The organism is Catenulispora sp. GP43 (genome assembly GCF_041260665.1).
GTDB lineage: Bacteria > Actinomycetota > Actinomycetes > Streptomycetales > Catenulisporaceae > Catenulispora.
In genome coordinates, this window is sequence record NZ_JBGCCT010000015.1 from 103,997 (window position 1) to 128,908 (window position 24,912).

Annotated in this window: 22 protein-coding genes; 9 read left to right on the plus strand and 13 right to left on the minus strand. The window is 72.1% G+C overall.

The annotated features are described in order from the left end of the window. Window positions 1–201: 201 nt before the first annotated feature. The 3 genes from ABH926_RS28290 to ABH926_RS28300 form a co-directional block, all read right to left on the minus strand. Window positions 202–1,137 carry a glycosyltransferase family 2 protein gene (locus ABH926_RS28290; RefSeq protein WP_370369013.1) on the minus strand — a complete coding sequence of 312 codons (936 nt, stop codon included), beginning with the start codon at window positions 1,135–1,137 and terminating at the stop codon, window positions 202–204. 60 nt (window positions 1,138–1,197) lie between these two features. Then, a complete protein-coding gene (locus ABH926_RS28295; protein WP_370368858.1) occupies window positions 1,198–4,278 on the minus strand; it encodes a YfhO family protein in 3,081 nt (1,026 codons plus the stop codon). Window positions 4,279–4,583: 305 nt separating this feature from the next. After that, complete coding sequence (locus ABH926_RS28300; RefSeq protein ID WP_370368859.1) at window positions 4,584–5,540, minus strand: alpha/beta hydrolase; 957 nt, start codon at window positions 5,538–5,540, stop codon at window positions 4,584–4,586. Window positions 5,541–5,596: 56 nt separating this feature from the next. Here ABH926_RS28300 and ABH926_RS28305 point away from each other — a divergent pair, with 56 nt between their 5' ends. The 3 genes from ABH926_RS28305 (at window position 5,597) to ABH926_RS28315 (ending at window position 10,351) form a co-directional block, all read left to right on the plus strand. Then, complete coding sequence (locus tag ABH926_RS28305) at window positions 5,597–6,106, plus strand: MarR family winged helix-turn-helix transcriptional regulator (RefSeq protein ID WP_370368860.1); 510 nt, start codon at window positions 5,597–5,599, stop codon at window positions 6,104–6,106. Between the two features lie 94 nt (window positions 6,107–6,200). Beyond that, a complete protein-coding gene (locus tag ABH926_RS28310; protein ID WP_370368861.1) occupies window positions 6,201–7,115 on the plus strand; it encodes a LysR family transcriptional regulator in 915 nt (304 codons plus the stop codon). 74 nt (window positions 7,116–7,189) lie between these two features. Continuing rightward, window positions 7,190–10,351 carry a BTAD domain-containing putative transcriptional regulator gene (locus tag ABH926_RS28315; protein WP_370369014.1) on the plus strand — a complete coding sequence of 1,054 codons (3,162 nt, stop codon included), beginning with the start codon at window positions 7,190–7,192 and terminating at the stop codon, window positions 10,349–10,351. Here ABH926_RS28315 and ABH926_RS28320 read toward each other — a convergent pair. Continuing rightward, a complete protein-coding gene (locus tag ABH926_RS28320) occupies window positions 10,335–11,099 on the minus strand; it encodes an ABC transporter permease (RefSeq protein WP_370368862.1) in 765 nt (254 codons plus the stop codon). The genes ABH926_RS28315 and ABH926_RS28320 overlap by 17 nt on opposite strands. Before the next feature lie 2 nt (window positions 11,100–11,101). Beyond that, the gene (locus ABH926_RS28325; protein ID WP_370368863.1) at window positions 11,102–12,070 is read right to left on the minus strand and encodes an ATP-binding cassette domain-containing protein; all 969 of its coding nucleotides are present in this window, start codon (window positions 12,068–12,070) and stop codon (window positions 11,102–11,104) included. A gap of 107 nt (window positions 12,071–12,177) precedes the next feature. Here ABH926_RS28325 and ABH926_RS28330 point away from each other — a divergent pair, with 107 nt between their 5' ends. Further along, window positions 12,178–12,465: a hypothetical protein gene (locus ABH926_RS28330; RefSeq protein ID WP_370368864.1), complete on the plus strand. Its 288-nt coding sequence runs from the start codon at window positions 12,178–12,180 to the stop codon at window positions 12,463–12,465. Between the two features lie 53 nt (window positions 12,466–12,518). After that, entirely contained in the window at window positions 12,519–13,046 is a 528-nt protein-coding gene (locus ABH926_RS28335) for an NUDIX hydrolase family protein (RefSeq protein WP_370369015.1), read from the plus strand. Between the two features lie 69 nt (window positions 13,047–13,115). Here ABH926_RS28335 and ABH926_RS28340 read toward each other — a convergent pair whose 3' ends face one another. From ABH926_RS28340 to ABH926_RS28350, 3 genes are all read right to left on the minus strand, one after another. Next, a complete protein-coding gene (locus ABH926_RS28340; protein ID WP_370368865.1) occupies window positions 13,116–14,540 on the minus strand; it encodes a hypothetical protein in 1,425 nt (474 codons plus the stop codon). After that, on the minus strand, window positions 14,533–15,087 hold the full coding sequence (locus ABH926_RS28345) for a sigma-70 family RNA polymerase sigma factor (protein WP_370368866.1): 555 nt from the start codon (window positions 15,085–15,087) through the stop codon (window positions 14,533–14,535). The genes ABH926_RS28340 and ABH926_RS28345 overlap by 8 nt, the downstream gene beginning before the upstream one ends. Window positions 15,088–15,194: 107 nt before the next feature. Then, complete coding sequence (locus ABH926_RS28350; protein WP_370368867.1) at window positions 15,195–15,347, minus strand: hypothetical protein; 153 nt, start codon at window positions 15,345–15,347, stop codon at window positions 15,195–15,197. 35 nt (window positions 15,348–15,382) lie between these two features. On the opposite strand from ABH926_RS28350, the gene ABH926_RS28355 reads away from it, so the two are divergent. Then, on the plus strand, window positions 15,383–16,342 hold the full coding sequence (locus ABH926_RS28355; protein WP_370368868.1) for an MFS transporter: 960 nt from the start codon (window positions 15,383–15,385) through the stop codon (window positions 16,340–16,342). Between the two features lie 60 nt (window positions 16,343–16,402). Here the strand turns inward: ABH926_RS28355 and ABH926_RS28360 are convergent, their stop codons facing one another. Next, a complete protein-coding gene (locus ABH926_RS28360; RefSeq protein WP_370368869.1) occupies window positions 16,403–16,867 on the minus strand; it encodes a MarR family winged helix-turn-helix transcriptional regulator in 465 nt (154 codons plus the stop codon). Window positions 16,868–17,029: 162 nt separating this feature from the next. On the opposite strand from ABH926_RS28360, the gene ABH926_RS28365 reads away from it, so the two are divergent. Further along, window positions 17,030–18,238, plus strand: a complete 1,209-nt coding sequence (locus ABH926_RS28365) for an MFS transporter (RefSeq protein WP_370368870.1) — start codon at window positions 17,030–17,032, stop codon at window positions 18,236–18,238. 48 nt (window positions 18,239–18,286) lie between these two features. Here ABH926_RS28365 and ABH926_RS28370 read toward each other — a convergent pair whose 3' ends face one another. Beyond that, window positions 18,287–19,852, minus strand: a complete 1,566-nt coding sequence (locus ABH926_RS28370) for a helicase HerA-like domain-containing protein (RefSeq protein WP_370368871.1) — start codon at window positions 19,850–19,852, stop codon at window positions 18,287–18,289. Between the two features lie 16 nt (window positions 19,853–19,868). Beyond that, window positions 19,869–21,038, minus strand: a complete 1,170-nt coding sequence (mltG, locus tag ABH926_RS28375) for an endolytic transglycosylase MltG (RefSeq protein WP_370368872.1) — start codon at window positions 21,036–21,038, stop codon at window positions 19,869–19,871. A gap of 167 nt (window positions 21,039–21,205) precedes the next feature. Here mltG and ABH926_RS28380 point away from each other — a divergent pair, with 167 nt between their 5' ends. Next, complete coding sequence (locus tag ABH926_RS28380; RefSeq protein WP_370368873.1) at window positions 21,206–22,654, plus strand: ricin-type beta-trefoil lectin domain protein; 1,449 nt, start codon at window positions 21,206–21,208, stop codon at window positions 22,652–22,654. Between the two features lie 90 nt (window positions 22,655–22,744). On the opposite strand, the gene ABH926_RS28385 is transcribed toward ABH926_RS28380, so the two are convergent. Next, entirely contained in the window at window positions 22,745–22,873 is a 129-nt protein-coding gene (locus ABH926_RS28385; protein WP_370368874.1) for a hypothetical protein, read from the minus strand. Between ABH926_RS28385 and ABH926_RS28390 the strand changes: the two genes are divergently transcribed. Beyond that, window positions 22,872–23,162: a hypothetical protein gene (locus ABH926_RS28390; protein ID WP_370368875.1), complete on the plus strand. Its 291-nt coding sequence runs from the start codon at window positions 22,872–22,874 to the stop codon at window positions 23,160–23,162. The genes ABH926_RS28385 and ABH926_RS28390 overlap by 2 nt on opposite strands. Before the next feature lie 42 nt (window positions 23,163–23,204). Here ABH926_RS28390 and ABH926_RS28395 read toward each other — a convergent pair whose 3' ends face one another. Continuing rightward, window positions 23,205–24,902 (minus strand): glycoside hydrolase domain-containing protein, encoded by a 1,698-nt coding sequence (locus tag ABH926_RS28395; protein ID WP_370368876.1) that lies wholly within the window; start codon window positions 24,900–24,902, stop codon window positions 23,205–23,207. Between the last annotated feature and the right edge of the window lie 10 nt (window positions 24,903–24,912).

Sequence of the window (24,912 nt, forward strand, 5' to 3'; positions counted from 1 at the left end):
AAACACCCGCTCTGAACATCAGGGCCGCAAACGGACATCTTCTTGTCGGCCGCCAAATCGTCGCGGGAATGCGCGTAACCGAAATACGCGAGCACTGACATCCCCAACGCCAGTACCGCGACGATCCCCTGCCACATCCCGGTGTATCTCCAGCGGTCCCCGATCAGTTCGAGCCCGCCCCAGAAGTTGATCAGCTCGCACCTACTCGGGTCGCGACCTCACAATGAGGTCCGCCAGCAGAGCCATCGACGCGATGATAAGTCCTGACAAGAGCAGTAGCGCAGTGTTCTGCGCGAACCGGAACGGATGCACCACCAGGTCGAACACCGCCTTCACAACGCCGATCCCGATCAGCCACAGTGCCGGCGGCATCAGGACCTTCAGCGGGTTGAAGTACATCACCATCCGCAGCACCTGCAGGATGTACCGGTAGGCGTCGGTCACGAACCGGAACTTCGACTTGCCGGCCCGCTTCGCGTAGTCGATCGGCATGTACACCACGGGATGCTGGTTGGACATGAACGCCAACGTGATCGTGGTGACACAGGAGAACCCGGGCGGCAGCAGCCGCAGATACGGCAGCGCCACCTCACGCCGCATCGCCCGCAGCCCCGAGTTCAAGTCCGGGATCTTCTGGTTGGTCAGCTTCTCCGCGATCTTGCGGATCACCCACTTGGCCGGGATCCGCAACAACCGGTGCGACCCCATCTCGGCCTTGCGAGCACCCACCACCTGATCTATGTCCGCATCGAAATCGAGCATCTCCACCAACTCGGGGATCCGCTCGTTCGGATACGACATGTCGGCATCGGTCCACACCACGATGTCGCCCCGGGCCATCTTCGACCCGATCCGCCGCACCGTCCCGGCCCCGCCGTTCCGGTTGAAGGCCACCACCTTCACCGACGGATACTCGATCTCCGCCTTGCGCAACACCTCCAGCGTCTTGTCCGTGGAAGCGTCATCGATCGCCAGCACCTCGTACGGGTAGTCCATGGCGTCCAACGCCGCACAGATCCGCTGGATCTCCAGCAGAACGTGCGCCTCCTCGTTGAAACACGGCAGAACCACACTGACATGCGGCCGGACTTTCGCATCCTCGAGGTCCCGGGCGGCCGCTGTGTCCAAGTCTGCGATCGTCACGAAGTGAAACCCTTCCTCATAAACAGAAAACCAACGTGCCCCGGAAATCTCTCATCACGCCTCATCCCCCGGTCTGGCCGCGACGACGTCGGGATCCCCCGGACGACGCCGGCGGCGCTCCCACCACCACTCGCCGGCCGGCACCGCCGCCAACGAAAGTCCGACGGCGCCTGAGGCCCAGGTGCCGACGGTCTGCTGCGGCAGGCTATACCGCAGGGCAACCGTGTGGGTCCCGGCCGGGACGTCCACCGCGACCAGCCCCTGGTCGGCCTTCACCAGATCGGCCCGGCGACCGTCGACGGCGGCCTGCCAGCCCACCTGGTCGGCGTCGGCGACCACCAGGTAGCCCGAACCCTGCGCGTCGACCGTCGTGGTGATCGAGTCCGTACCGTCCGCGAGCACCTGGACCGACGCCGGCCGGCCGGACGCCGCCGGTCCCGGATCGGACAGCACGACCGCGTCGTCCGCCACCGTCCCGGACGCCAGCATCGTCACCCGCTGGTCCTGCGAGGGGACGACGGTGCTCTGCGAGGCCCAGCGGATGCGCGGCAGGGCGTTCATCCGCTCGTAGATCACCGACGAGCCGACGTAGGCCAGGCGCAGGCCGTCGTCGGCGGGGCTGATGGTGTCGACGGCCGGGACGCCGTTGTCGGCGTCCACGGTGAGCGGGGAGTCGGCGTGCAGCGTGATGGTCGCGGTCAGCGGGGTGCCGGCCGGCAGGGTGTCGGCGGCGACCGCGACCTGGAACGGGGTTCCGGCCCGGGCCCCGGTCAGCCGGCTGGAGGCGGCGACCTGCTTGCCGTTCGCGTCCCGGATCACGACGTCGACCGTGGTGTCCTTGGTCAATCCCGCGATGCTCCAGGGGACGGACCCCTCCGGCGTGAACCCGATGCCGCGCACCGGGCCGGTGATCGGGACGGTCACCGGCTTGCCCGGGATCAGCTGCGTCGTGCCGCTGCGCGGCGCGTCGACGACCGTGCCGAAGACGCCGTCGGTGGGGCCGGAGACCCAGTACTTGGTGCCCAGCCGGTCCAGCACCGGGCTGGTGACCTGCTTGACGTCGTGCGCCTGGAAGTCGACGTAGGTCGGATAGGGCACGGCCCCGTCCGGCACGCCCTGCATCAGCGCCGCGAAGTCGGCGTTCAGGAAGTTGTGGCCGTTCACCGACCGCAGGTCGTACGCGGTCGAGGTGCCGAAGGTGATGGCGTCGTAGGAGGAGGCGTAGCGCTGCTCGCCGAGGTTGTCGGCCAGGAACGTGTGGGTGTCGGTGACCGGGTAGAACGTGGCCTTGTCGGCCTTCGGGTAGTAGCCGTCCATGAACTGCGCGCCCTGGACCGCGGTCATCACGATCAGCGTGGCCGCGGCGCCGAAGCGCAGCGCCGAGGCCTCCCGCCGGCCGGCGAACGCCTGGCGGCCGGCCACGACCAGCGCGATCACGCAGGCCACGGCGATCACGACGATGACGCCCGCGCTGCGGATCTGGCTCCAGTACAGGTCCAGCGCCTTGCCGGCGTCCTGCCCGGAGGTCCCGGCGGAGTAGTGGACCGTGCTGCGGCCGTGCACCACCATGGCCGCCGCGAACGCCACGAAGCCGGTGACGACCGCCGTGGTCCACAACCGCCGCTTGGGCCATGCCGTCCACGCCGTCAGCGCAGCCGCCAGCCTGCGCCCCTTCGAGGACGCCGCGGCCCGGGCCGTCCTCGGCTCCTGCGCCCGCATCCGGACCAGCACCTCGAAGCCGACCGCCACCAGCACCGCGAGCAGGAACCCCAGGATGCTTCTGGCCCGGCCTATGAAGTTCTGCTCGAACAGCGTCCGCAGCCCCGGCAGCTTCTGGAACAGCTCCAGCGGAGGCCCGCCGAGGTAGATCAGCTCGATCCAGGCCACCGTGGCCGCCATGAAGAACAGCCAGGTGCCGACCGGCATCAGCCCGCGGCCGCGGCGCGGCATCGCGATGGCCACGACCACCAGCACGACGGCCGCCGCCCCGAGGTAGGCGACGGCCTCGACCATGTTGGTCTTCAGCACGAACTGGACGGGATCGTGCTCGTCGACCGTTCCCAGCGACCACGGCGCGACCATCGTGAGCGCGCTGGAGACCGGCAGGGTGGCCGTCGCCGACTGGCTGCGGCCCTCGATCATCCACGTCCCGAAGAACCGGAGGAAGGGCATCAGCTGGAACAGCGTCAGACCGATGCCCGCGGCCATCCCGGCGCCGAGATACAGCACCGGCCGCACCAGCCGCCGCAGGTCCGAGCGGTACTCGCCGGCCAGCCGGACCAAGGCGTAGGCGACGGAGGTCAGCAGCGCGTATCCGGCGACCGACGGGAAGCCGCCCAGGAACAGCGCCGCCACCGGCAGCGCCGCCAGCGCCGCGTCCCGGGGCCGACGCTTCTGGACGAACCGCTCGACGGTCCAGAACAGTGCCGGGATGAAGGCGGCCACGCGCGTCTGCGGGAAGCCCAGCCACGCCACCATGAAGCCGCTGCCGGCGAAGGTGATGCCGCCCAACAGCGCGGCCGGCCGCGAGAGCGAGACCCGGCGCAGGAACAGGAAGGTACCGCCGACCGCGCACACGATCTCCAGCAGCCGCTCGTACGCCGGGGCCAGCCAGCTCGGCATCACGTAGAACGGGAGCGTCAGCGGCGAGTAGAACGCGTAGTCCGGGATGGCGCCCAGCGCGCTGCCGGCGGCGCCGTAGGGGTTCCACTGCGCCACCTTGCCGTGGTCGAGCTGCTGCTTGAACAGCATCTCGCTGGGCAGCTCGGAGGTGTAGATGTCGTCCAGGTAGGTGTTCGAGGGCACGGTCCCGGCGAAGCCGGAGCTCACCCAGGGCCCGTTGGTGACCATCTCGTCGGTCGGGGTCAGCGTCGAGGCGCCGAACAGCGGTCCGCCGATGCCCCACAGCGAGAACAGCAGGACGCCGATCACGGCCACCACCGTCAGCGCACGCGGCCGGTGCTTCCAGGCCCGGCCGCGCCACCGTCCGGTCCGCCTCCCGGCCACGACCCGCGCGCGCCCGCCTCCACCGCCTCGGCCGCCGCCGCGAGGTCCGTCGACCGTGCTCGGCTGCGTCACGGTGACAGCCGCCGCGACGAGAGGCTCGCCGGCGCTGGACTCACGAATTCCCGTCATGCCGATCCGTTGGTGAGAGGTGCGTCGCTGATGCGGCGACGGCGATGCGAGGGACCGTAGCCAGGAAATCTGAGGAGTAGTTAAATCCATTCCCGGCTTCAGCGCCAGACTCTCGCTAATCTGCGGGTCGCAATGGGGGCTTAATCCGCGTCGGCGCATCGGGGTAGTCCGCCTATGCGGGGGGCGGCGCGCGGGCATGCTTCTTTGACAATGTCCTTTCGGTATTGCCGCGGCATGGTGAGCCTCCGTACAGCGGGCGCGCAATCGTTGATCGTTACGTGAGCGCTTCCACCGCCGTGCGTCGATCACACAATCGGATACTCCGAACGGGTCGCGGCCGTGCGGGCCGCGGGCTGCCCGAGGTGCTGCGCGAGGAACAGCGCCGCACGGTCAAGGGCCTGACCCGCCTCGTCCAGCGCGTCGCCGAAGGCCTGGAACACGTGCGGCACCCCGGCGGTGACGTCGAGGATCACGTCGACCTCGGCCTCGACGGCGCGCGCCGCGAACCGCACCGCGTCGTCGAGCAGCAGTTCGTTCGTGCCGACCTGGAGCAGGACCGGCGGCAGGCCGGCCAGGCCGCCGAGCACGGCCGGGGACAGCAGCGGCTGCGCGGGGTCCTGCCCGGCCAGGTACATCCCGCCGGTGTAGGCCATGCCCTCGGCGGTGAAGTAGGGGTCGATGTCCGCCTTGGTGGTCATCGTGGCGCCGGTGCGCGTGAGGTCCAGGCCCGGCGAGAACGCCACGATCGCGGCGGGGAGCGGCAGTCCGGCGTCGCGGGCGGCCAGGCTGGTCGTCACCGCCAGGTTGCCGCCGGCCGAGTCGCCGGCGAAGGCGATCGAGGCCGGATCGGTGCCGGCCTCGGCATCCACCAAGCTGCGGTAGGCGGCCAGGCAGTCCTCGATCGCGGCCGGGAACGGGTGCTCGGGCGCCAGCCGGTAGTCGAGGGAGATCGCGGTGACGCCGGTGCGGCGGACCAGGCCGGCGGTGTTCACCATCCCGGTCTCCGGCGAGCCCAGCGCGAAGGATCCACCGTGGAAGTACAGGATGGTCCCCGGACGCGCTGTGCCGGCGTCTTCCGGCTCGACCCGGATCGCGGGACGTCCGGCCAGCTCGGTCGGGGTGCGGCGGACTCCGGCCGGGATCGGGAACCCCGCCATCATCGCGGCGAAGCCGGCCCGCATGCGCTCGACGGGCACAGGTGTGAAGCCGTTCGCCTCCTTGCGCAGCATCTTGTCCAGCTCGCGTCGTTGTGCCCAGGTCATCGGGGGTCTCCTCGGAGTCGTCGGCATGTATATGCCCAGGAAGTACATTCCCAGGCATGTATGAGAAAATATATGCCGTGGCATCTACTTCGGCAACCGGCGGCCCCTCGGGCCGCTCCGACCTCGCCGCGTTCTTCGACGACCTGGTGCGCTGCGAGACCCGGATCTACAACGCGGTCACCGACCGGCTCCGGGCCGAGCACGGGATCGTCGCCTCGCAGTTCGAGATGCTGCGCTTCCTGCGCGACCACCCGAAGTCCCGGGTCGCCGACCTGGCCACGGCCTTCGCCATCGGCATCGGCGCGGCCAGCAAGGGCGTCGACCGGCACGAGGCGGCCGGCTGGGTCGCGCGGCTGCCCAACCCCGCCGACCGCCGCTCCTCGCTGATCAGCCTCACCGACCGCGGCGCCGCGCTGGTGGCGGAGGCCGAGCAGACGTTCCACGGGCACCTGGAGGAGCTGATCACCGCGACGCTCGGCGCCGAGCGCGTCGACGCGGTGGGGGCGGCGCTCGGCGAGTTGCGGCGGGCGTTGGAGGAGGCGCGGGTGGGGGTGCCGGTCGGGTAAGCGGACTCCAACCCGCTCCCCGCGCCGAGCGATCGCCACGGCGAAGCTCATCATTGACTTCAAGCGCATGTCAGGCACTTCTAAGATGACTGCCATGCAACTGGACCTGAACCTGCTCGCCGCCCTCGACGCCCTGCTCGAGGAGGGCAGCGTGGCCGGCGCGGCCGACCGCCTGCACGTCACCGCGCCCGCGATGAGCCGCAGCCTGGGCCGCATCCGGCGCACCACCGGCGACCAGATCCTGGTGCGCACCGGCCGCACGATGACGCCGACGCCCTACGCGCTGGCCGTCCGCGAGCCGGTGCACGCGCTGTTGCAGCAGGTCCAGGGGGTGCTGGCGCCGAGCCGCGAGCTGGACCTGGCCACCCTGGAACGCACGTTCACGCTGCGCTGGCACGACTCGCTCGTCGCGTTCGGCGGCGCCGCGCTGCTGGCGGCCGTGCGCGAGCAGGCGCCGGGCGTACGGCTGCGGTTCGTCGCCGAGTCCAGCGTCGACACCCCGGGGCTGCGGCGCGGCGAGGTGGACCTGGAAGCCAACGCGAACCCGCCGACCGGCGCGGACGTCCGCGCCGCGAAGGTGGCCGAGACCGCGCAGGTGGTCGTCGTGCGGCCGGATCATCCGCTGGCCCGCGGCCACGCGCCAAGCGCCGAGGGGTACGCCGCGGCCGACCACGTCGCCGTCTCGCGCCGGGGCAACGTCAGCGGCGTCCTCGACGAAGCGCTCGCCGGGCTCGGCCTGGCCCGCCGGGTGGTGGCCACCGCGCCGTCGCAGGCCGCCGCGCTGGAGTTCGTCCGGGACTGCGGCCTCGTGGTCACCGCCCCGGAATCCACCACGCGCCGCGCGATCGCCGGCCTCGGCCTGGTCGCGCTCCCGCTGCCGCTCGATCTGCCCGCGGTGGCGGTGTACCTGTCCTGGCATCAGCGCTATGACACCGATCGCGCGCACGCCTGGCTGCGCGATCTGGCCCGCACCGCGCTGGCCGACGCGGTCGGGGACCCGTCGGCATAGCAGCCCGGTCGACCAGCCGATCGCTCACAGTGACGCCGATGCCCACTCCCCGCCGCCCATGGCAGGATCGGCGCGTGCAGATCGCGATGCTGGGGCCTTTGGAAATCCGCACCGAGGCCGGCGGCTCGGCCGACGTGCCCGGCGCGCGGCTGCGCGGGGTGCTGATCGCGCTCGCGCTCAGGCCGAACCAGGTGGTGCCGAAGGCCTCGCTGGTGGACTGGGTCTGGGGCGAGAACCCGCCGGCCGACGCCGCCAACGCCTTGCAGCGCCTGGTCTCCCGGCTGCGCAAAGCTCTGCCGGACACGGCGATCGACGGGCTCACCGACGGCTACCGCCTGGCCGTGGACCCCGACGCCGTGGACGCGGTGCGCTTCGAGCGCCTGGTGAGCGCGAGCCAGGCCGCCGGCCAGGACGTCTCGGAGCGGGCCCGGCTGCTGCGTGAGGCGTTCGCGCTCTGGCGGGGCGATGCGATGCAGGACGTCGGCCTTCAGGAAAGCGGTGCTTTCGAGGCCGTGGTGGTCCGGCTGGAAGGACTGCGGCTGACCGCCGGCGAGGAGCGCTTCGACGCCGAACTCGCCCTCGGGCGCGGCGCGGGGCTGGTCACCGAGCTGACCGACCTGGTCGCCGCGCATCCCACCCGGGAGCGGCTGGTCTCGGCCCTGATGCGCGCGCTCAACGCCGCCGGCCGCGACAGCGAGGCGCTGCAGGTGTATCAGCGCACGAGGGAGGCACTGGCCGACGAGCTCGGCGTCGATCCCTCCCCGGAGCTCTCGGCGCTGCACGTCTCCCTGCTGCGCGGCGAACTCGGCGGCCGCCGGGAGGAGACCCGCAAGACCAACCTGCGCACCGAGCTGACCAGCTTCGTCGGCCGGGAGGCCGAGGTGGCGGCGGTCCGCGCGCTGGTGGAGGGGAACCGGCTGGCCACCGTCATCGGTCCGGGCGGCGCCGGGAAGACCCGGCTGGCCGTGGAGACCGCGCGCGCGGCGCTCGGCGGGCTGCCGGACGGGGCCTGGCTGGTCGAACTCGCGGCGATCGGGCCCGACGCCGACGTGGCCCAGGCCGCGCTGTCCGGACTGGGCCTGCGCGACACCCTGCACGGCGAGAACCCGAGCGCCGGGCCGACCGAGCGCTTCATCGCGGCGATGCGCGAGCGGCGGGCCCTGATCGTCCTGGACAACTGCGAGCACGTCATCGAGTCGGCGGCGCTGTTCGCGCACCGGGTCCTCGGCGAGTGCCGGGAGCTGCGGATCCTGGCCACCAGCCGCGAACCGCTCGGCATCACCGGCGAGGTGCTGTGGCCGGTGACGCCGCTGGCACTGCCGGCCGAGGACGCGACGCCGGAGGAGATCGAGTCCTCCCCCGCCGTGCGGCTGCTGCGGGACCGGGCCCAGGCCGTGCGCCGGGACCTGGCCGTGGACGTGCGGCAGCTGGCGACGATGGCCCGGGTATGCCGGGCGCTGGACGGCATGCCGCTGGCCATCGAACTGGCCGCGGCCCGGCTGCGGACCATGTCGGTGGAGCAGTTGGCCGGCCGCCTGGACGACCGGTTCCGGCTGCTCACCGGCGGCAGCCGGATCGCGCTGCCGCGGCACCGGACGCTGCGCGCGGTGGTGGACTGGAGCTGGGAGCTGCTGTCCGACGACGAACGCGCGGTGCTGCGCCGGCTCTCGGTGTTCGCCGGCGGGGCCGGTGTGGAGGCGGCCGAGCACGTCTGCTCCGGCCAGGAGATCGAGCCGGACTTCGTCCTGGAGCACCTGACCACGCTGACCGAGAAGTCGCTGCTGGTGGCGGACGACATGGAGGGCGACGCCCCGCGCTTCCGGATGAGCGGCACGATCCGCGAGTACGCCGGGCAGCGCCTCGCCGAAGCCGGCGAACAGGAATCGGCCCGCCAGGCCCACCTGGACTTCTTCACCCTGCTGACCGAGACCGCCGAGCCGCGCCTGCGTCTGCGCGAACAGGTGGCGTGGCTCGCGGCGCTCCAGACCGAGCACGACAACATCGCCGCCGCGATGCGCGGCGCGCTCGCGGCCGGCGAAGCCCAGCCGGCGATGCGCCTCGGGGCCGCCTCCGGCTGGTACTGGTGGCTGGCCGGGTACCGGACCGAGGGCCTGGAACTGCTCACCGCCGCCGCCGCGCTGCCCGGCCGGACCTCGGCCGAGGTCCGGGCGCTGGTCTACGCGCTGATCGTGATGTTCGTGACCTCCGGCCGCGGTGACGAGCACTCCGCCGAGGACTGGATCCACAAGGCCTACGAGGCCAGCCACCAGGTCGAGCCCGGGACCCGCAAGCACCCCGGGATGGCGCTCGTCGAGCCGCTGGAGCGCATGCTCCGAAACCCGGCCGAGGCGCTGTCGGCGTTCGAGCCGCAGCTGGACGACGACGATCCCTGGGTGCGCGCGCTGGCCCGGCTCCAGACCGGGAAGATCCGGGTGATGTACGGCCACGGCGGGCTGGACGCGGACGAGCACCTGGAGACTGCGTTGCGGGAGTTCCGCGCGCTCGGCGAGCGGTTCGGGATCTCCCTGGGCCTGACCGAGCTGGCCGACCGGATCGCGGTGCGCGGCGAGTTCGCCAGAGCCGCCGAGCTCTACCGGGAGGCGGTCGCGGTCGTCGCCGAGGTCGGCGCCCCCGAGGAGGTCATCCGGATGCGGGCCCGGCAGGCGCTGATGCTCTGGATGGCCGGGGACCGGGACGCCGCGGCGGCCGCGATCGCCGACGGCGAGCGGAGCGCGCAGCGCGTGACCTGGCCCGGCGCGCTGGCCGAGCTGGCGCTGGCGAAGGTGGACCTGGCCCGCTGGGCCGGCGACCCGGCCGGGGCCCGGCAGCAGATCGAGGCGGCCACGTCCCTGCTCGGCGCCGAGGCGGAGCAGGCGCACTACCGCGCGCTGCGGCTCGACCTGCTCGCCCGGGTCACCGACGACCTGGACCAGGCCCGGGCGCACGGCGCGGCGGCGCTGGCGGCGGCGAACGAGGTGGGGCTCCCGCTGCTGACCGCCATGGCGGTGGTCGGACTGGCGGATCTGGCGCTGCGCCGCGACCAGCCCGAGCAGGCGGCGCTGCTGCTCGGCGCGGCCGCGGCCCTGCGCGGACTGCCGGACAGCGCGCATCCCGACGTGGCGCGCATCGAGGCCGAAGCGCGGAACCGCCTCGGCGACACGGGGTTCGCCGAGGCGGTTCTGGAGGGGACGCGGACCGAGCTCTCCGAGCTCACTCAGGTCACGCTCGCTTCTTGAAGGTCGACACCGCCCACAGGTAGCCCAGGAGCGCGAACCCGACGCACCAGGCCAGGGCCTGCACGGTGTGGCTGGTGGAGATGTGGCCGCCGGACAGCAGCCCGCGCAGGGTCTCGATGATCGGTGTGAAGGGCTGGTACTCGGCGAACTGCTTGATGCCGGTCTTCATGGTGGCGGCCGGAACGAACGCGCTGCTCAGGAAGGGCAGCATGATCAGCGGGACGGTCGCCAGCCCGGCGGACTCCACCGACTTGGCGGCCAGGCCCATGGCCACGGTGAGCCAGCTGGTGGCGAAGGCCAGCAGCAGCACCAGCCCTATCGCGGCGAGCCAGTCCAGCGCGCTGCCGTGGGACCGGAAGCCCATCGCGAAACCGACGCCGATGATGGCCCCGACGGCGATCACCGCCCGGAAGGTGGTGGCGACCACGTGGCCGGTGAGCACCGCGCCCCGGGAGACGTCCATGGTCTTGAACCGGTTGATGATGCCCTTGGTCAGGTCGTCGTTCACCGAGGCCGCGGTCGGGCCCAGGCCGTAGGTGATGGCCATGACGATCAGGCCGGGCACCGCGTAGTCGACGTAACTGCCGGGGACCTTGAACGCGCCGCCGAAGACGTACACGAACATCAGCATCATGACGATGGGGAACAGGATGGCGTTGAAGACGGTGATCGGGTTGCGGACGGTGTGGCGGAAGTTGCGGCGGAGCATGATCGCGGAGTCGCCGAACGCGGTGGACACGCTGCTCATGATTACTTCTCCTCGCTGACCGCGGTCGCGGCGGTGTCGGTGTTGGTTGCGGTGGTGGCGTGGCCGGTCAGGGCCAGGAAGACGTCGTCGAGGTCCGGCGTGTGCACGGAGAACTCCTCGGAGTCGATCGAGTGCTCGTCGAGCCGGCCCAGCAGTGCCCGCAGGGAGCGCGAGGTGCCGTCGCTCGGCACCCGCAGGGACAGTTCGGCATCGTCGCGCGTGGCTCCGTCCAGGATCCGCGCCGCGCTGTCGAGCTCGGCGGCGGTCGCGAACCTCAGCCGCACGTGGGTGCCGGGGATCTGGCGCTTGAGCTCATCGGCGGTGCCCTGCGCGACGATGCGGCCGCCGTCGAGCACCGCTATCCGGTCGGCCAGGTGGTCGGCCTCCTCCAGGTACTGGGTGGTCAGGAAGATGGTGGTGCCCTCGGCGACCAGCTCGCGGACGATCTCCCACATGGTGCGCCGGCTGCGCGGGTCCAGCCCGGTGGTCGGCTCGTCGAGGAAGATGATCCGCGGGCTGCCGACCAGCGTCATGGCCAGGTCGAGCTTGCGGCGCATGCCGCCGGAGTAGGCCGAGGCCTGCTTGTCCGCGGCCTCGGTGAGCTCGAAGCGCTCCAGCAGCTGCGAGACCAGGTCGCCGGCGGAGCGGATCCGCTTCAGGTCGGCCATCATCCGCAGGTTCTCCCGGCCGGTCAGCAGTTCGTCGACCGCGGCGAACTGCCCGGTCACGCCGATGGCCGAGCGCACCTGCCTGGTTTGGGTGGCGACGTCGTAGCCCGCCACCCGCACGGTTCCGGCGTCCGCCTTCATCAGCGTCGTCAGCACGTTCACCGTGGTCGTCTTGCCGGCGCCGTTCGGGCCGAGCATCGAGAAGACCGATCCCTGGGCGACCTCGAAGCCGATGCCGTCGAGCACGACCTTGTCGCCGTACGTCTTGTGCAGTCCGGTGACTGCGATGGCTGCGTTTTCCATGGCCCCACCATCGCCAGCGGCCCTGACGCGCTCCTGACACGGGCCTGACACGGCCCCAACGGACCATCCCGCATGCCGCGAGACCTGGGGCGGCATAGGACTAGAACATGATCAGAACGGCGCGGACCGTCGCCCTCCTGACGGCCCTGGCCTTCGGCGCCGTCGCCGGCCCGATCGGCGCGGCCACCACGCCCCAGGCCCAGGCGGCGCTTCGCCCCGCGACCACCACCGCGCCCAGCAATCCCGGCCTCGTGGGCGAACTGCTCGAAGGGGTGCTGGCGCCCCTGGCTCCGGTCGTCGACGCCGTCCTCACCGGCTTCGACGAGGCGTTCACCGTCACCGGCAACGCGTTGATCCACATGTTCGTGCCAACCCAAGCCGGGCCCGGATCCTGAACAGGGATGGACCCGCCACACCCCGGCGCTAGTACGATCAACGAATGTCCGAAATGATCGAGACGACCCCGGGCTGGTTCGCCCCGGGCGAGCTGGAGCAGATCCGCGCCCACCTGCCGATCGTCTACGTCCAGGCGGTCCCGGTGCGCGTCGACGCGGCCGGCGAGGTGACCAGCGTCGGGCTGCTCCTGCGCATCTCCCCCGACGGGGAGATCACCCGCAGCCTGGTCTCCGGGCGCGTGCTGCACCACGAGCGGCTGCGCGACGCCCTGCTGCGCCACCTGGAGAAGGACCTCGGACCGGTCGCGCTGCCGAACGTGCCGGCGTCCCTGCAGCCCTTCACCGTCGCCGAGTACTTCCCCACCGCGGGCGTCACGCCGTACCACGACCCGCGGCAGCACGCGGTGGCGCTGGCGTACGTGGTGCCGGTGAACGGCGACTGCTCGCCCCGGCAGGACGCGCTCGACCTGGTGTGGCTCACGCCGCAGGAGGCGAGTTCGGACGCCATCCAGCACGACATGCACGGCGGGCAGGGGACGCTGCTGCGGCAGGCGCTGGCGCACGTCGGGTGTCTGAGCTGAGGCTGTGACACAGCGGGCCGGTGCCGGGACTGCGAATCCCGGCGCCGGCCTTCGCCGCGGCCGCCGGCACTACGGCAGCCGCGCCGCCATGCTCGCCAGGATCGCGGCGTCACCGCCGGTCGCGGTGTCGCCCTGCTCAAAGTTGATCATCATCCAGGCGACATGCGAGCCCTTGATCACGCAGTACAGGTGCTCGTAGCTGGGCCCCGGCGTGTCCGTGGCCAACAGCGAGAAACCGGTGTCGGTTGTGGCGCCGACCGTGAGCTTGCGCCTGGTCTGCCCGCCGGAGCCGTCCGCGAACTGGCAGCCGTGCAGGCCGATGACCACCCGGGCCGAGGTGAACGCCGCCTGCGCCTGCTCCGCGCCGCCCGGGAACGAGACGATGTGCTCGTCCGCGCTGGAGTACAGATAGTTCGAGCCCGGATAGACCGGCGTGGTCGACGGAGTCCCGTGGTAGCTGCGGGTCAGGACGTCGGCGCCGTCCTGGGCGACGAGATCCTCGCCGTCGTCGATCGCCGCGCAGAGGTTCGCCGGTTTCTTTCCCGAAGGGGCCTCCTGCTGGCCGCCAAACGGGACCCAGCCGTGGGAGCGGTCGGCCGTCGCGAACGGGATCTGCGAGGGATCCAGCCAAGCCGAGGCGGGCAGCGTGTTCGCGGGAGGGGCCGTGACCGGGTCCGGAACCGGGGTCCGGCCCTCGAGGCGGTCGGCCATGCGCTGGAGCGCGGCCTGGTCGTCGGAGCTGTCGTAGGGCTTGCCGCTGCCTTGGAAGGCGTAGAACCAGTAGGCGATGTCGCTGCCGGACAAGACGATCATCCTGTGCAGCGACGCCGTCCCCGAGCTGGCGTCCTGCCAGGCGGCGCCGTCGGTGACCGTCGCGGTCACGTGAGCGCTGGAGCAGGTGGCCAGGTCGGGCTTGAGGATGTCGTAGTCCGCGCGCGCCGCCGCGGCCGAGGCGTAGTGATAGATGCTCTCCGACGCGTCCGACTCGTCGGCGGCGGCGGAGTAGTCCGCGCTGTCCTCGGACTGCGAATGGACCTGCTGGAAGTTCTTCAAAGTCGGGTCGAAGCCGCAGACGGACGGTACGGTGCCGCCTGCCCTGGAGCCCAGGTGCGTCCCGACCGAGCTCCACTGGAACAGCGCCGGCTGCGGAAGCTCGGAGGGCTGCATGAGCGCGGACAGGCCGGTGCGGTTCGCCGAGACGACGGCCTGGTGCGGCCCCGATGCCGACCCTGATGCCGATGCCGATGCCGTCGCCGACGGCGGGCTCGGAACCGGCATGGTCGGCGCCGGACGCCCCGCGGCACCGCCGCCGACGCCCAGCGCGACCCCGGCGGCGAGCGCGCAGACCGCGACGGCCGAGGTGGCGGCGGTGAACCGGTGGCGGCGGCGCCGGGCCCGGCCCAGGGTCTCGATCACGGTGGCCGGTGCCGGGCGAGCCAGGCCGCGTCCCTCGGCGTCCAGGGCTTCGAGCAGGGAGGCGAAGTTCTCAGGCACCGGAGACCATTCCCTTCTTCGTGAGGGGCGCCGAGGGCCGGCTGTCGTCCTCGTCGTCGGCGAACTCTGAGACGTAAGGCGCGAGCGCCTTGCGGCCGCGCGAGAGCCGCGCCTTCACCGTGCCGGCCGGCGCGCCGGTCTCGGTGGCGATCTCGGTCACGGTCAGGCCCAGCATGTGGAACAGGACCAGGGCGCGCCGCTGCTCGGCGGGGATCCGGCGCAACGCGTCGACCACGACGAGCCGGTCCGGCGACAGGTCCGGGACGTGCGCGCCGGCACCGCCGCTCGTACGGTGCGCGCTGACCCGATTGCGCGTCTTGCGCCAGGCGCTCATCGCGACGCGGAAGCCGACCGTGCGGACCCACGCCTCGGGGTCGTCGTAGGCCCGGACCCGGGACCAGCGCAGCCAGGCCCGGGTATACGCCTCCTGCGCCGCGTCCTCGGCTTCGGCGACGCTGCCCAGCACCACGTAGAGGTACCCCACGACACGGGTCGCCGACGCCGTGTAGAACCCTGCGAAATCGTTCGATTCAGCCTCTTCGGCCACGGCACCCCTCGCTCCGGTCAGTCCGGCATCCGTACACCGGCTCGGGAAGACACTCCCGAGCCAGCGATCCGGTTGCACGCTCGGCGCCGCGGATCCGACGGCCCGGATCAGGCCTCGGCGGGAAGCGCCGCCGCCTCGGCCGGACGCGCCTGCCCCGCCCGGCGCCGGGCCAGTCTGCCGGAGAAGCGGTAGCCGGCCACCGTCACGGCCAGCACCGCGGCCGTCTCGGCGGTGCCCTCGACCCACGTCGAGGCCGACACATCCTTCTGCCCCAGCTTGGGCAGCGTGGTCGATCGTGGCCGGGTGCGGGCTGGCGGTCAGGCCGACGCTGGGCGGTCTGGCCGTCCAGACGCTGGGGTGGCAGTCGATCTTCTGGGTCAACGTGCCGATCAGCGCGGCCGCGCTCGCGCTCACGCTGCGCCACGTGCCGGAGTCCCGCAACCCGCGGGCCCGCACGCTGGACCCGCTGGGCCAGGTCCTGGCCGTCGTCTCGCTCGGACTGCTGACCTTCCTGGCCGTCCAGGGCCGCGAGCTGGGCTGGACCTCGCCGGCGGCGCTGCTGTGCGCGGCGGGCTGCGTGGCCGGGCCGCTCGCTTTCATCGCGGTCGAGCGGCGGCGGCGCGAGCCGATGGTCCCGCTGCGGCTGCTGCGGCGCGGGCAGCTGCCGGTGGCGGTGGTCGTCGCGGCGGCCATGACCTTCGGCATGTACGGCCTGTTCATGCTGGCCAGCCTGATGTTCCAGCAGGAACGCGGCGCCTCCGCGCTCGGCGCGGGCCTGGCGATGCTGCCGCTGGCGGTGGCCGCGACGGCCTTGTCGCCGCTGACCGGACGCCTGGTCACGCGGCACGGCCCGCGCCTGCCGATGACCGCCGGCATGGCCGCGATGGGATCGGGCGTCCTGATGTTCGCGGTCGCCGGGGCCGATGCGAACCTGCTGGTCCTGGAGATCGCCTTCACCGTCATCGGCGTCGGCCTGGCCCTGAACACGGGGCCCGTGGTCGGGGTCGCGGTGTCGGCGGTGGCGCCGGAGCTGGCCGGGCTGGCCTCGGGCATCGCCAACCTGGCGCGGATGTTCGGCGCCACGCTGGGCGTCGCGGTTCAGGGGACGGTCATGGCCATCGCGTCGGGCGGAACGGCGAGCGGCCCGCATTTCGTGCACGGCCTGCGGGCGGCGGTGACGATCGGGTGCGCTGTGGAGTTCGCCGGCGCCGTGGTCGCGTTCCGGTTCGTGCGCGACGCCCGCGCGAGTCAGTGATCGAGTACCAGCCGGCCGACCAGTGCAGCCGTCAGGGCTTCACTTGCAACCGTCAGCGCTTCACTCCGCGGAAGTCCGGTTGATCTGCTCGACGGTCTCGACCAGCGGCGCCAGCCGCGCATCAGCGCCGGCGGCGTCCAGCGCCTCGCGCAGCGCGGTGTCGTGTGTGGGCCGGGCCTCGGCCAGCAGCGCGAGGCCGGCGGGGGTGACGTTGGTGTAGATGCCGCGGCGGTCGGTGGGGCACAGGTAGCGCTCCAGCAGACCGCGGTCCTCCAGCCGGGTGACCAGCCGGGTCGTCGCGCTCTGGCTGAGCACGACCGCCTCGGCGACCGCGGTCATCCGCAGGTGGCCGCCCTCGCCGTCGTGCTGGTTGCTCAGCACGTCCAACAGGGAGTACTCGCGGGCGCTCAGGTCGTGCCGGGCCTGCAACGCGCGCTCGACGTGGGTCTCGATGCGGCCGTGCAGAAGCGAGAGCGCGTACCAGCCGTGGGCCAGTCCGATCGAGGTGGTGTCGGCGGCGGTCATGGCTCTGGCTCCTTCCGGTCCGGGGTTACCCGGTCTCACAGCGCAATATACCGCGCATGCAATCGTTGCGTTTGCAAGTACATGCGCTTGCAATTATTGTGGGAGCCCGTAAGCCGCTCGAACAACGCTCAACCGCCCGCTCAACCGCCTGGAGGGCCACCCATGCCTCTCGCGCTTCTCGCCCTGGCCATCGGGGCCTTCGGCATCGGCACCACCGAGTTCGTCCCGATGGGCCTGCTCCCGGAGATCGCCGGGGACTACGGCGTCTCGATCCCCTCGGCCGGGCTGCTGGTCACCGGCTACGCGCTCGGCGTGGTCGCCGGCGCCCCGGTGATGACCGCGCTGGGCACCCGGCTCGGCCGCAAGACCATGCTCATGCTGCTCATGGGGCTTTTCGTACTCGGCAACGTGCTCTCGGCGCTGGCGCCGTCCTTCGGGCTGATGCTCGTCGGGCGGATCGTGACCGCGCTGGCGCACGGTGCCTTCTTCGGGATCGGCTCGGTGGTCGCGGCCGAACTGGTCGCGCCGGAGAAGAAGGCCGGGGCGATAGCCGCCATGTTCACCGGGTTGACCGTGGCGAACATCGTCGGCGTGCCGCTGGGCACCTTCGTCGGGCAGGCCGTCGGGTGGCGCGTGACGTTCGGGATCGTGGCGGGGCTCGGCGTGGCCGGCCTGGTCGGCATCGCCAAGCTGGTCCCGCCGCTGCCCCGGCCGCAGGGCGCGCACCTGCGGCGCGAGCTGGCCGCCTTCCGCAATACGCAGGTCGTGCTGGCCATGGCGATGACCGTGCTCGGCTTCGGCGGGGTGTTCGCCGCCATCACCTACATCGCGCCGATGATGACCAAGGTCGCCGGCTACTCCGACGGCGCCGTGACCTGGCTGCTGGTGCTGTTCGGGATCGGTATGTTCCTCGGCAACCTGGTCGGCGGCCGGTACGCGGACCGCAAGCTGATGCCGATGCTGTTCACCGCGCTCGGCGGGCTGGCCGTGGTGCTGGCACTGTTCACCTTCACCGCGCACGACAAGATCCTCGCCGCGCTCACCATCCTGCTGATCGGCGCGCTGGGCTTCGCGACCGTCCCGCCGCTGCAGAAGCGGGTCCTGGACCAGGCGCACGGCGCCCCGACGCTGGCCTCGGCCGTCAACATCGGCGCCTTCAACCTGGGCAACGCGCTGTCGGCCTGGCTCGGCGGCGTCGTGATCTCCGCGGGGTTCGGATACACCGCGCCGAACTGGGTCGGGGCGGTGCTCGCCGGCTCCGCACTGCTCCTGGCGCTCTGGTCGGCCGCGCTGGAGCGCCGGGAGCAGGCGGCGTCCGGGTCGGCCGAGCCGATCGAGCCCGGAGAACTGCTGACCACCGCAGCCGGCTGAGATCAGAACTGCCCCGGCGTTCCACACAAACGCCGGGGCCCTGCTCTGTTACCCCCGTTTGCGCGTCCCGAAAATGCTCCGGGTGATCTCGCGCACCGCCGTGTTCACCGCCCGCTTCATCGTGGCCGACCCCAAGGCCTGGTCGATGAGGTTGGGCGGGGCCTTGGCGGTGCCGGCACGGCTCCGGGATTCCTCGCGCTCGGCCTTCGCCGCTTCCGCGTCGCGGCGCTGGTCCTCGGCGGCCGTCTGCGCCTGCAACTCGCGGGCCGCGAGGACCTCGTACGCCGACTCCCGGTCGATCGCCGGACCATAGGTCGCCAGCAGCGGCGAGGCGTTCACGATCCCCTGCACCACCGCCGGCTCCGCCTCGGCCATCAGCGATTCCGGGGCGCGCAGCCGGGTCCAGGCCACCGGGGTCGGCGCGCCGTTCTCGGACAGCACGGTCACCACGGCCTCGCCGATGCCGAGGTTCTGCAGCACGTCGCCGAGATCGTACGGCGACTTCGGGAACGTCGACACCGTCGCCTTCAGCGCCTTCGCGTCGTCGGGGGTGTAGGCGCGCAGCGCGTGCTGGACCCGGTTGCCGAGCTGGGAGAGCACGTCCCCGGGCACGTCCTTCGGCGTCTGCGTGACGAAGAAGATGCCGACGCCCTTGGACCGGATCAGCCGCACCGCCTGCGTGATCGCCGAGATGAAGTCCTTGGACGCACCGCCGAACAGCAGGTGCGCCTCGTCGAAGAAGAACACGAGCTTGGGCCGGTCCAGGTCCCCGACCTCCGGCAGCCGCTCGAACAGCTCGGCGACCAGCCACATCAGGAACGTGGAGAACAGCTCCGGCCGGCTGGCCACCCCGGGCAGCTCCAGCAGCGACACCACGCCGCGCCCGTCCGGCGTGGTGCGGATCAGATCGAGCGCGTTGAACTCGGTCTCGCCGAAGAACGGCTCGGCGCCCTTGGCCTCGAAGGCCGTCAGCTCCCGCAGGATGACGCCGACGGTCTGCGGCGAGAGCCCACCGATCGCCTTCAGCTCGGCCTTGCCCTCGTCGCCGGTCAGGTAGAGCAGCACGCTGCGCAGGTCCTTGAGGTCCAGCAGCAGCCAGCCCTTGGTGTCGGCGAAGTGGAAGACCAGGCCCAGCGACGACTCCTGGGTGGGATTCAGCCCGAGCACCTTGGCCAGCATCGTCGGCCCGAACGCGGAGACCGTCGCCCGGATCGGGACGCCGGTCCCCTCGCCGCCGAGGGTGTAGAACTCGCACGGGAACGCCTTCGCAGACCACTGCTGGCCCAGCGCCCGGGTCCGCGCGGCCAGCTTCTCGCCGCCCTCGCCGGGCGCGGCCATCCCGGACAGGTCGCCCTTCATGTCGGCCAGGAACACCGGCACGCCGGCCGCCGAGAGCTGTTCGGCGACGCCCTGCAGGGTCTTGGTCTTGCCGGTGCCGGTGGCCCCGGCGACCAGGCCGTGCCGGGTCAGCATGCCCAGCGGGATGCGGATCTGGACGCCGGGGTCCGGGGCACCGTCGACCATCAGGGCGCCGAGGTCCAGGGTCGGGCCGTCGAAGGCGTAGCCCGCGGCGACGGCCTGCGCCTGGTCTTTGTCGGTCTCGGTCTTCTCCATCGTCACCGCACCTCGCTCAGTGGGACAGGCATGTCTGCTCGAACCGCGTCTTCTCGGATTCCTTGAAGAACTTCGTGCCGTCCCCGCTGGCGCACCAGTAGTACCAACGCTCCGTCGCCGGGGTGAGGACCGCCGCGATCATGTCCTTGGAGGGGATGCTGACCGGGGTCGGCGGCAGGCCCTTGTGACCGCCTGTGGCGTAGGGGTCGGTCGGGTCGGAGACCTCCTTGGCGGTCACCGTGATCCGCTTGCCGGCCTGCAGGCTCAGCCAGTACTTGGTGGTCGCGTCCACGCCGACGAAGTCGCCCCGGCTCAGCCGGTTCTGGACCGCCTCGGACACCTCGCGGCCGTCCGGGGTGGCTTTGGTGACCTCGGCCTCGGCCAGCGAGGCGATGGTCAGGGCCTCCTCGGGGGTGCAGGCCCGCGCCGGAGCGCACTTGAGCGCGGCCGCCTTCGCGGGCAGGCCCAGCGCCGTCAGCTCGGCGACCCGGGTCTTGACCATCGCGGTCAGCACGCCCTGCGGGGTGTCGCTGCTGGTGAGGGTGTAGCGGCCGGGCTCCAGCATGCCCTCGGCGGTCCAGTGGCCGTCGGCGCTCTTGGACCAGGACGGCAGACCGATCTGGTTGGTGTCGATGAGCTGCTGCAGGTCGTCCAGGCTCCACTCCCGCTTCTTGGCCAGCTGCCGCACCGTCTCCCAGCTGTAGTCGCCGGGCCGGACCTCGACCAGCGAGTCCGGGGACAGGTTGGAGGACTTCAGCAGCTCGGTGATCGCGGTCGCCGCGCTGATCTTCGGGCAGACCCGGTACGTGCCGGTGCTGATGTCGCGCGCCGACTGGTTGTGCCCGGCGGCGTCGACGAAGGCCTGCGTGCTGCGCACGACGCCGGCGTTGAACAGGGCGTCGCCGATGTCCTTACCGGTCGCCCCGGTCTGGACCTCCACCAGGACCTTGTGCGGGTCGCTCGGGGAGCAGCTGCTCGCCGAGTAGTCCGGGGCGTGCGAGGTCCGGGCCAGGCCGGCGATCCCGGCGAACACGAACGCCGCGATACCGCCGAACACCACCACCGGCACCAGCAGCGGGCCCCAGGACCGCAGCCGGTCGCGGCGCGTCGGCGGCGGGTCCTCGTAGTCGTCCTCGTCGGGCACGGCGCAGCCGGTCCCCGTCTTCCCGCCTTCCGGGTTTCCCACGACGTCACTCCCGATGATCGATCGCTTACTCACAGGGATCATCGCGGGATCGGCGCCCGATCGCAGGTTGAGGGGGCCGGATGGGGATCGCCCGGGTGGCGCAACGAGCAGAGCGGCAGTCAGTATCCTGTTCCATTCCGACCATATAGCGGGGGTGTCGAGCTTCCATGGACGCGAGTGGGTCCCGTCCCGGTTACCAGAGCACCGGGCGCCAGGTGCGCGGACGCTCGCTGCACGACGTCCTGCACGACCCGGGGACGGGCATCGCGCAGCAGGCGGTCATCCCCCTGGACCCGAGCCGCGTGGCGCTGATCGCCCGCGCGATCCTCAACGCGCTGACGACCGGCGCGGTGCACGGGTACATCACCCCGCACACCATCGTGCTGACCGACGACGGGAACGCGCTGCTGGTCCGGGACCGCGTCGCGCCGGGGGCCACGCCGGCGAACGACCTCTTCGCCCTGGGGATGGCGCTGTTCGAGGCGGTGGAGGGCTATGCGCCGCATCCGGCGGAGGCGCTGCCGGCGATGCAGCGGGCCGGGGTGCTCGCGCCGGTCATCGAGGCGCTGACCCGGCAGGATCCGGGGCAGCGGCCCGATGCGGCGGCGGCGCTGGCGCTGCTGAAGGAGGTGACGGCTCCACCCTCGCCGGACGCCATCGAGACCAGGACGTTGCCGCAGGTGCCGGCCGCTGATTCGGCGGACACCTCGGTGCTGCCGCGGGTGGCGGCGACGCCGACGCCCACCGCGGTGGTCCCGGCGGTCGGGCCGGTGGGAGCGGTGGAAACGGGTCGACCGGGCGGATCGGGCGGACCTGGCGGACCTGGCGGACCGGGATCGCCGCCCGCTTCGGCTGCTTCGGTTGGGTCGGCTGCTTCCGCTACTTCGGCTGACTACAGCGCGTCCGGCTATGCGGCATACGACGACTACCCGCAGGCCAACCGCAGGGCACTGCTCATCGGCGGCGCCTTCGCGGCGGTCGTGGTCGTCGCCGGGGTCACACTCGGCGTGACCAGGCCTTGGCACCGGACGGACACCAGCAGTTCGACGGTCCCGGGCGTGCCGACGGCGACGTCCGTCCCGGCCACGCCGGCCGCCGCGGCGCCGTCCACCTCGGCCTCGGCCACGCCCTCCGCGACCACCAGCACGCCGAGCCCGACCCTGAGCCCGACTCCGACCACGACGACGACCTCCGCGCCGGCGGTCTCGAACCCGACCGCGCTGGTGTCCATGTCGCTGTGCCTGAGCGCGGCGGCCGACGGCGGCGGCGTGCACTCCGGCGCGACGGTCTCCGCCGGGAACTGCCAGGGGAGCCCGAACCAGACCTGGCAGATCCACAACGACGGGACGATCCACTCCGTGGCCGACCAGAGCCTGTGCCTGGACGCGGCCGCGCCGAACGGCAAGGTCTCGAACGGGGCGCAGGTCTCGGCGTGGAGCTGCCACGGCGGGCCGAACCAGGACTGGGTGTGGAACGCCAACGGGACGGTGTCGCCGGTGGCCGACACCGGGCTGTGCCTGGACGCCGCGGGGCCGGTGCCGATCAAGGCCGGGGCGAACGTCACGGCGTGGCCGTGCAACGGCGGGCCCAACGAGATGTGGGCGCCGCAGCAGTAGATCAGCGTGCTTGGGCAGTACAGCCGGCAAGCGCGGGGCCCGGCTCACCCCTGCGGAGTCGGGCCCGGCGCTCGTCCCCCGAATCCCCCGCTACTGCGGTGTATTGGCGCCCTGCATCGAGGCGACCGCGTCCGCGACGCCGGCCTCGTAGAGCCCCAGCTTCGGCTTGCCGACCGAGCCGCCGCCGAGCGGGAAGTTCCGGGTGGCCGCGTTCGGCATGGAGTCCGAGGCCAGCTGCGTGGCGGTGTTCTTCGCCGTCGGCCTGGCGAGCGTCTACTCGACGATCCTGAACCCGGTCTTCGTCAGGGCGGTCGACCCGGCCTACCGGGGCCGCGCGATGGGCGTCGCGGTCGCCGGCATCAACCTGGCGCAGGGCACCGCGGCGGTCACCGCGGGCCTGTTCGCCCGGACGTTCGGCGCCGCGCACACCGTCGGCCTGTACGGCGCGACCGGCGCGGCCGTGACGCTACTGGCCGGGGTGACCGTTTGGCGCCGCCGCGAGCGGTAGCCCGGGCAGCAAAAACAGCCGGAGAAAGTCAGGGCTTCACGATCAGGGCTTCACCATCCCGGCCACGGCGAACCGGCCCCACCCGGACCACGCCCCGTTCGCCACGGCCTCGAACCGGTTCCGCACCGACCCGTCGGCCAGCACCGCGAAGACCTCCATGCGACCGTCGGCATGCCGGGTCGCGCAGGCGGCGGTGACCGCGCCGTCCGGACCGAACCCGTCGCGCCACCCCGACCACGCGGCTCCAGGCGCGGCGCCGGGCGCGGTCTCGAACCGGTTCCGGATCCCGCCGCCCGGTGTGACGGCGAAGACCTCGACCCGGCCGTCCTGGTGCGCACCGGCCGTGACAGTGCCCGGAGTCCCGTACCCGTTCGCACCGCCGGTCGGGCCGTAGACGCTCCAGTCGGACCACGGACCGTTCGGCACCGTCTCGGACCGGTTCCGCATCGAGCCGTCGCTCATCACCGTGAACACCCCCAAGCGGCCGTCCGCGTGCCCGGCGGTGCTCAGGGTTTCCGTGACGCCGTCTGGTCCGAACTCGTTCCAGCCCGACCACGGACCGTTCAGGGCCGTCTCGACTCTGCTCATGACCGCGCCGGCCGGCGTCACCGCGAACAGCTCCAGGCGTCCGTCGGCATGCACCCCGACCGTCAGCGCCCTGGCGGTCTGCGACGCCGCGAACAGGTTCCAGCTCGACCACACGCCGTTCGCCGTGGTCTCGAAACGGTTCTGCACCGAGCCGTCGCTCATCACGGCGAAGACCTCCAGCCGGCCGTCCGCGTGCCGGCCGGTCGCCACCGAACTCGTCAGCGCGGCGAACCCGAAGCCCTTGGCCGGGCTGAAGTCGCCCCAGCCGGTCCACAGGCCGTTCGGGGCCGGCTCGAACCGGTTCGCGATCCCGCCGGCCGGCGTCACCGCGAACAGCTCGACCCGGCCGTCGCTGTGCACGCCGCCGGCGATCCGGCCCCCGCTCCCGGCCTGATAGACGAACGCGTCGGCGCCCCACTGCCCGAAGTCCGGCGCCAGCGCCTGGTCGCCGTCCACGTCAGCGCCGTCGAACGTGAACGGCGTCCGGTTCTGCCACAAGTGGATGCCCGGATAAGGCAGGCGGTTGCGGCCCTCGGAGAACGCGGTCGAGCACGACTGCCAGGCCCAGCGGATCCGGCCGGAGGCCAGCAGCCAGCCGAGCGCGTCGTAGCTGCTGTAGGCACCGGTGCGAGCGACGCCGATGACCGAGGCGACGCCGTCGAAGTACGCGGTGACCGCGTCCATGTCGGCGGCCTGCACGTCCCAGTCCACGCTGAAGTAGATCGGCCGGTCCGCCGGCATCCCGCACGCCGCGGCCTGCCGCTGCGCCTCGGCCGCGTCCGCGGCCCCCTGCCCGAAGCCCTGGCGCGGGCCGTCGGCGGCCGCCTCCCAGTTGCAGACCACTGCGATGCCCGCCGTGGTGAGCGCCCTGGCCTCGTCGGCGGTGAGGTTCTTCGCGGCACTGTGGCTGAGGTAACGGATCGCGAAGGTATAGCCGGCCGCGGTCATCGCGCCGACGGACGGATACGGCGCCCAGGCGTAGTCCAGACCGGTCGCGACCAGTGCCGGCGGATCCTGCGCCTGCCGGGGCGCGGGCACCGAATCCGCGCTCGCCGGCCGGACGCCCGCCGTGCTCACCAGCGTGGCGGCGCCGAAGGAGGTCAGCAGTCGGCGCCGCGACACACCGGGATCGTCAAGGTTCGCATTCGTCACGCGGACCATT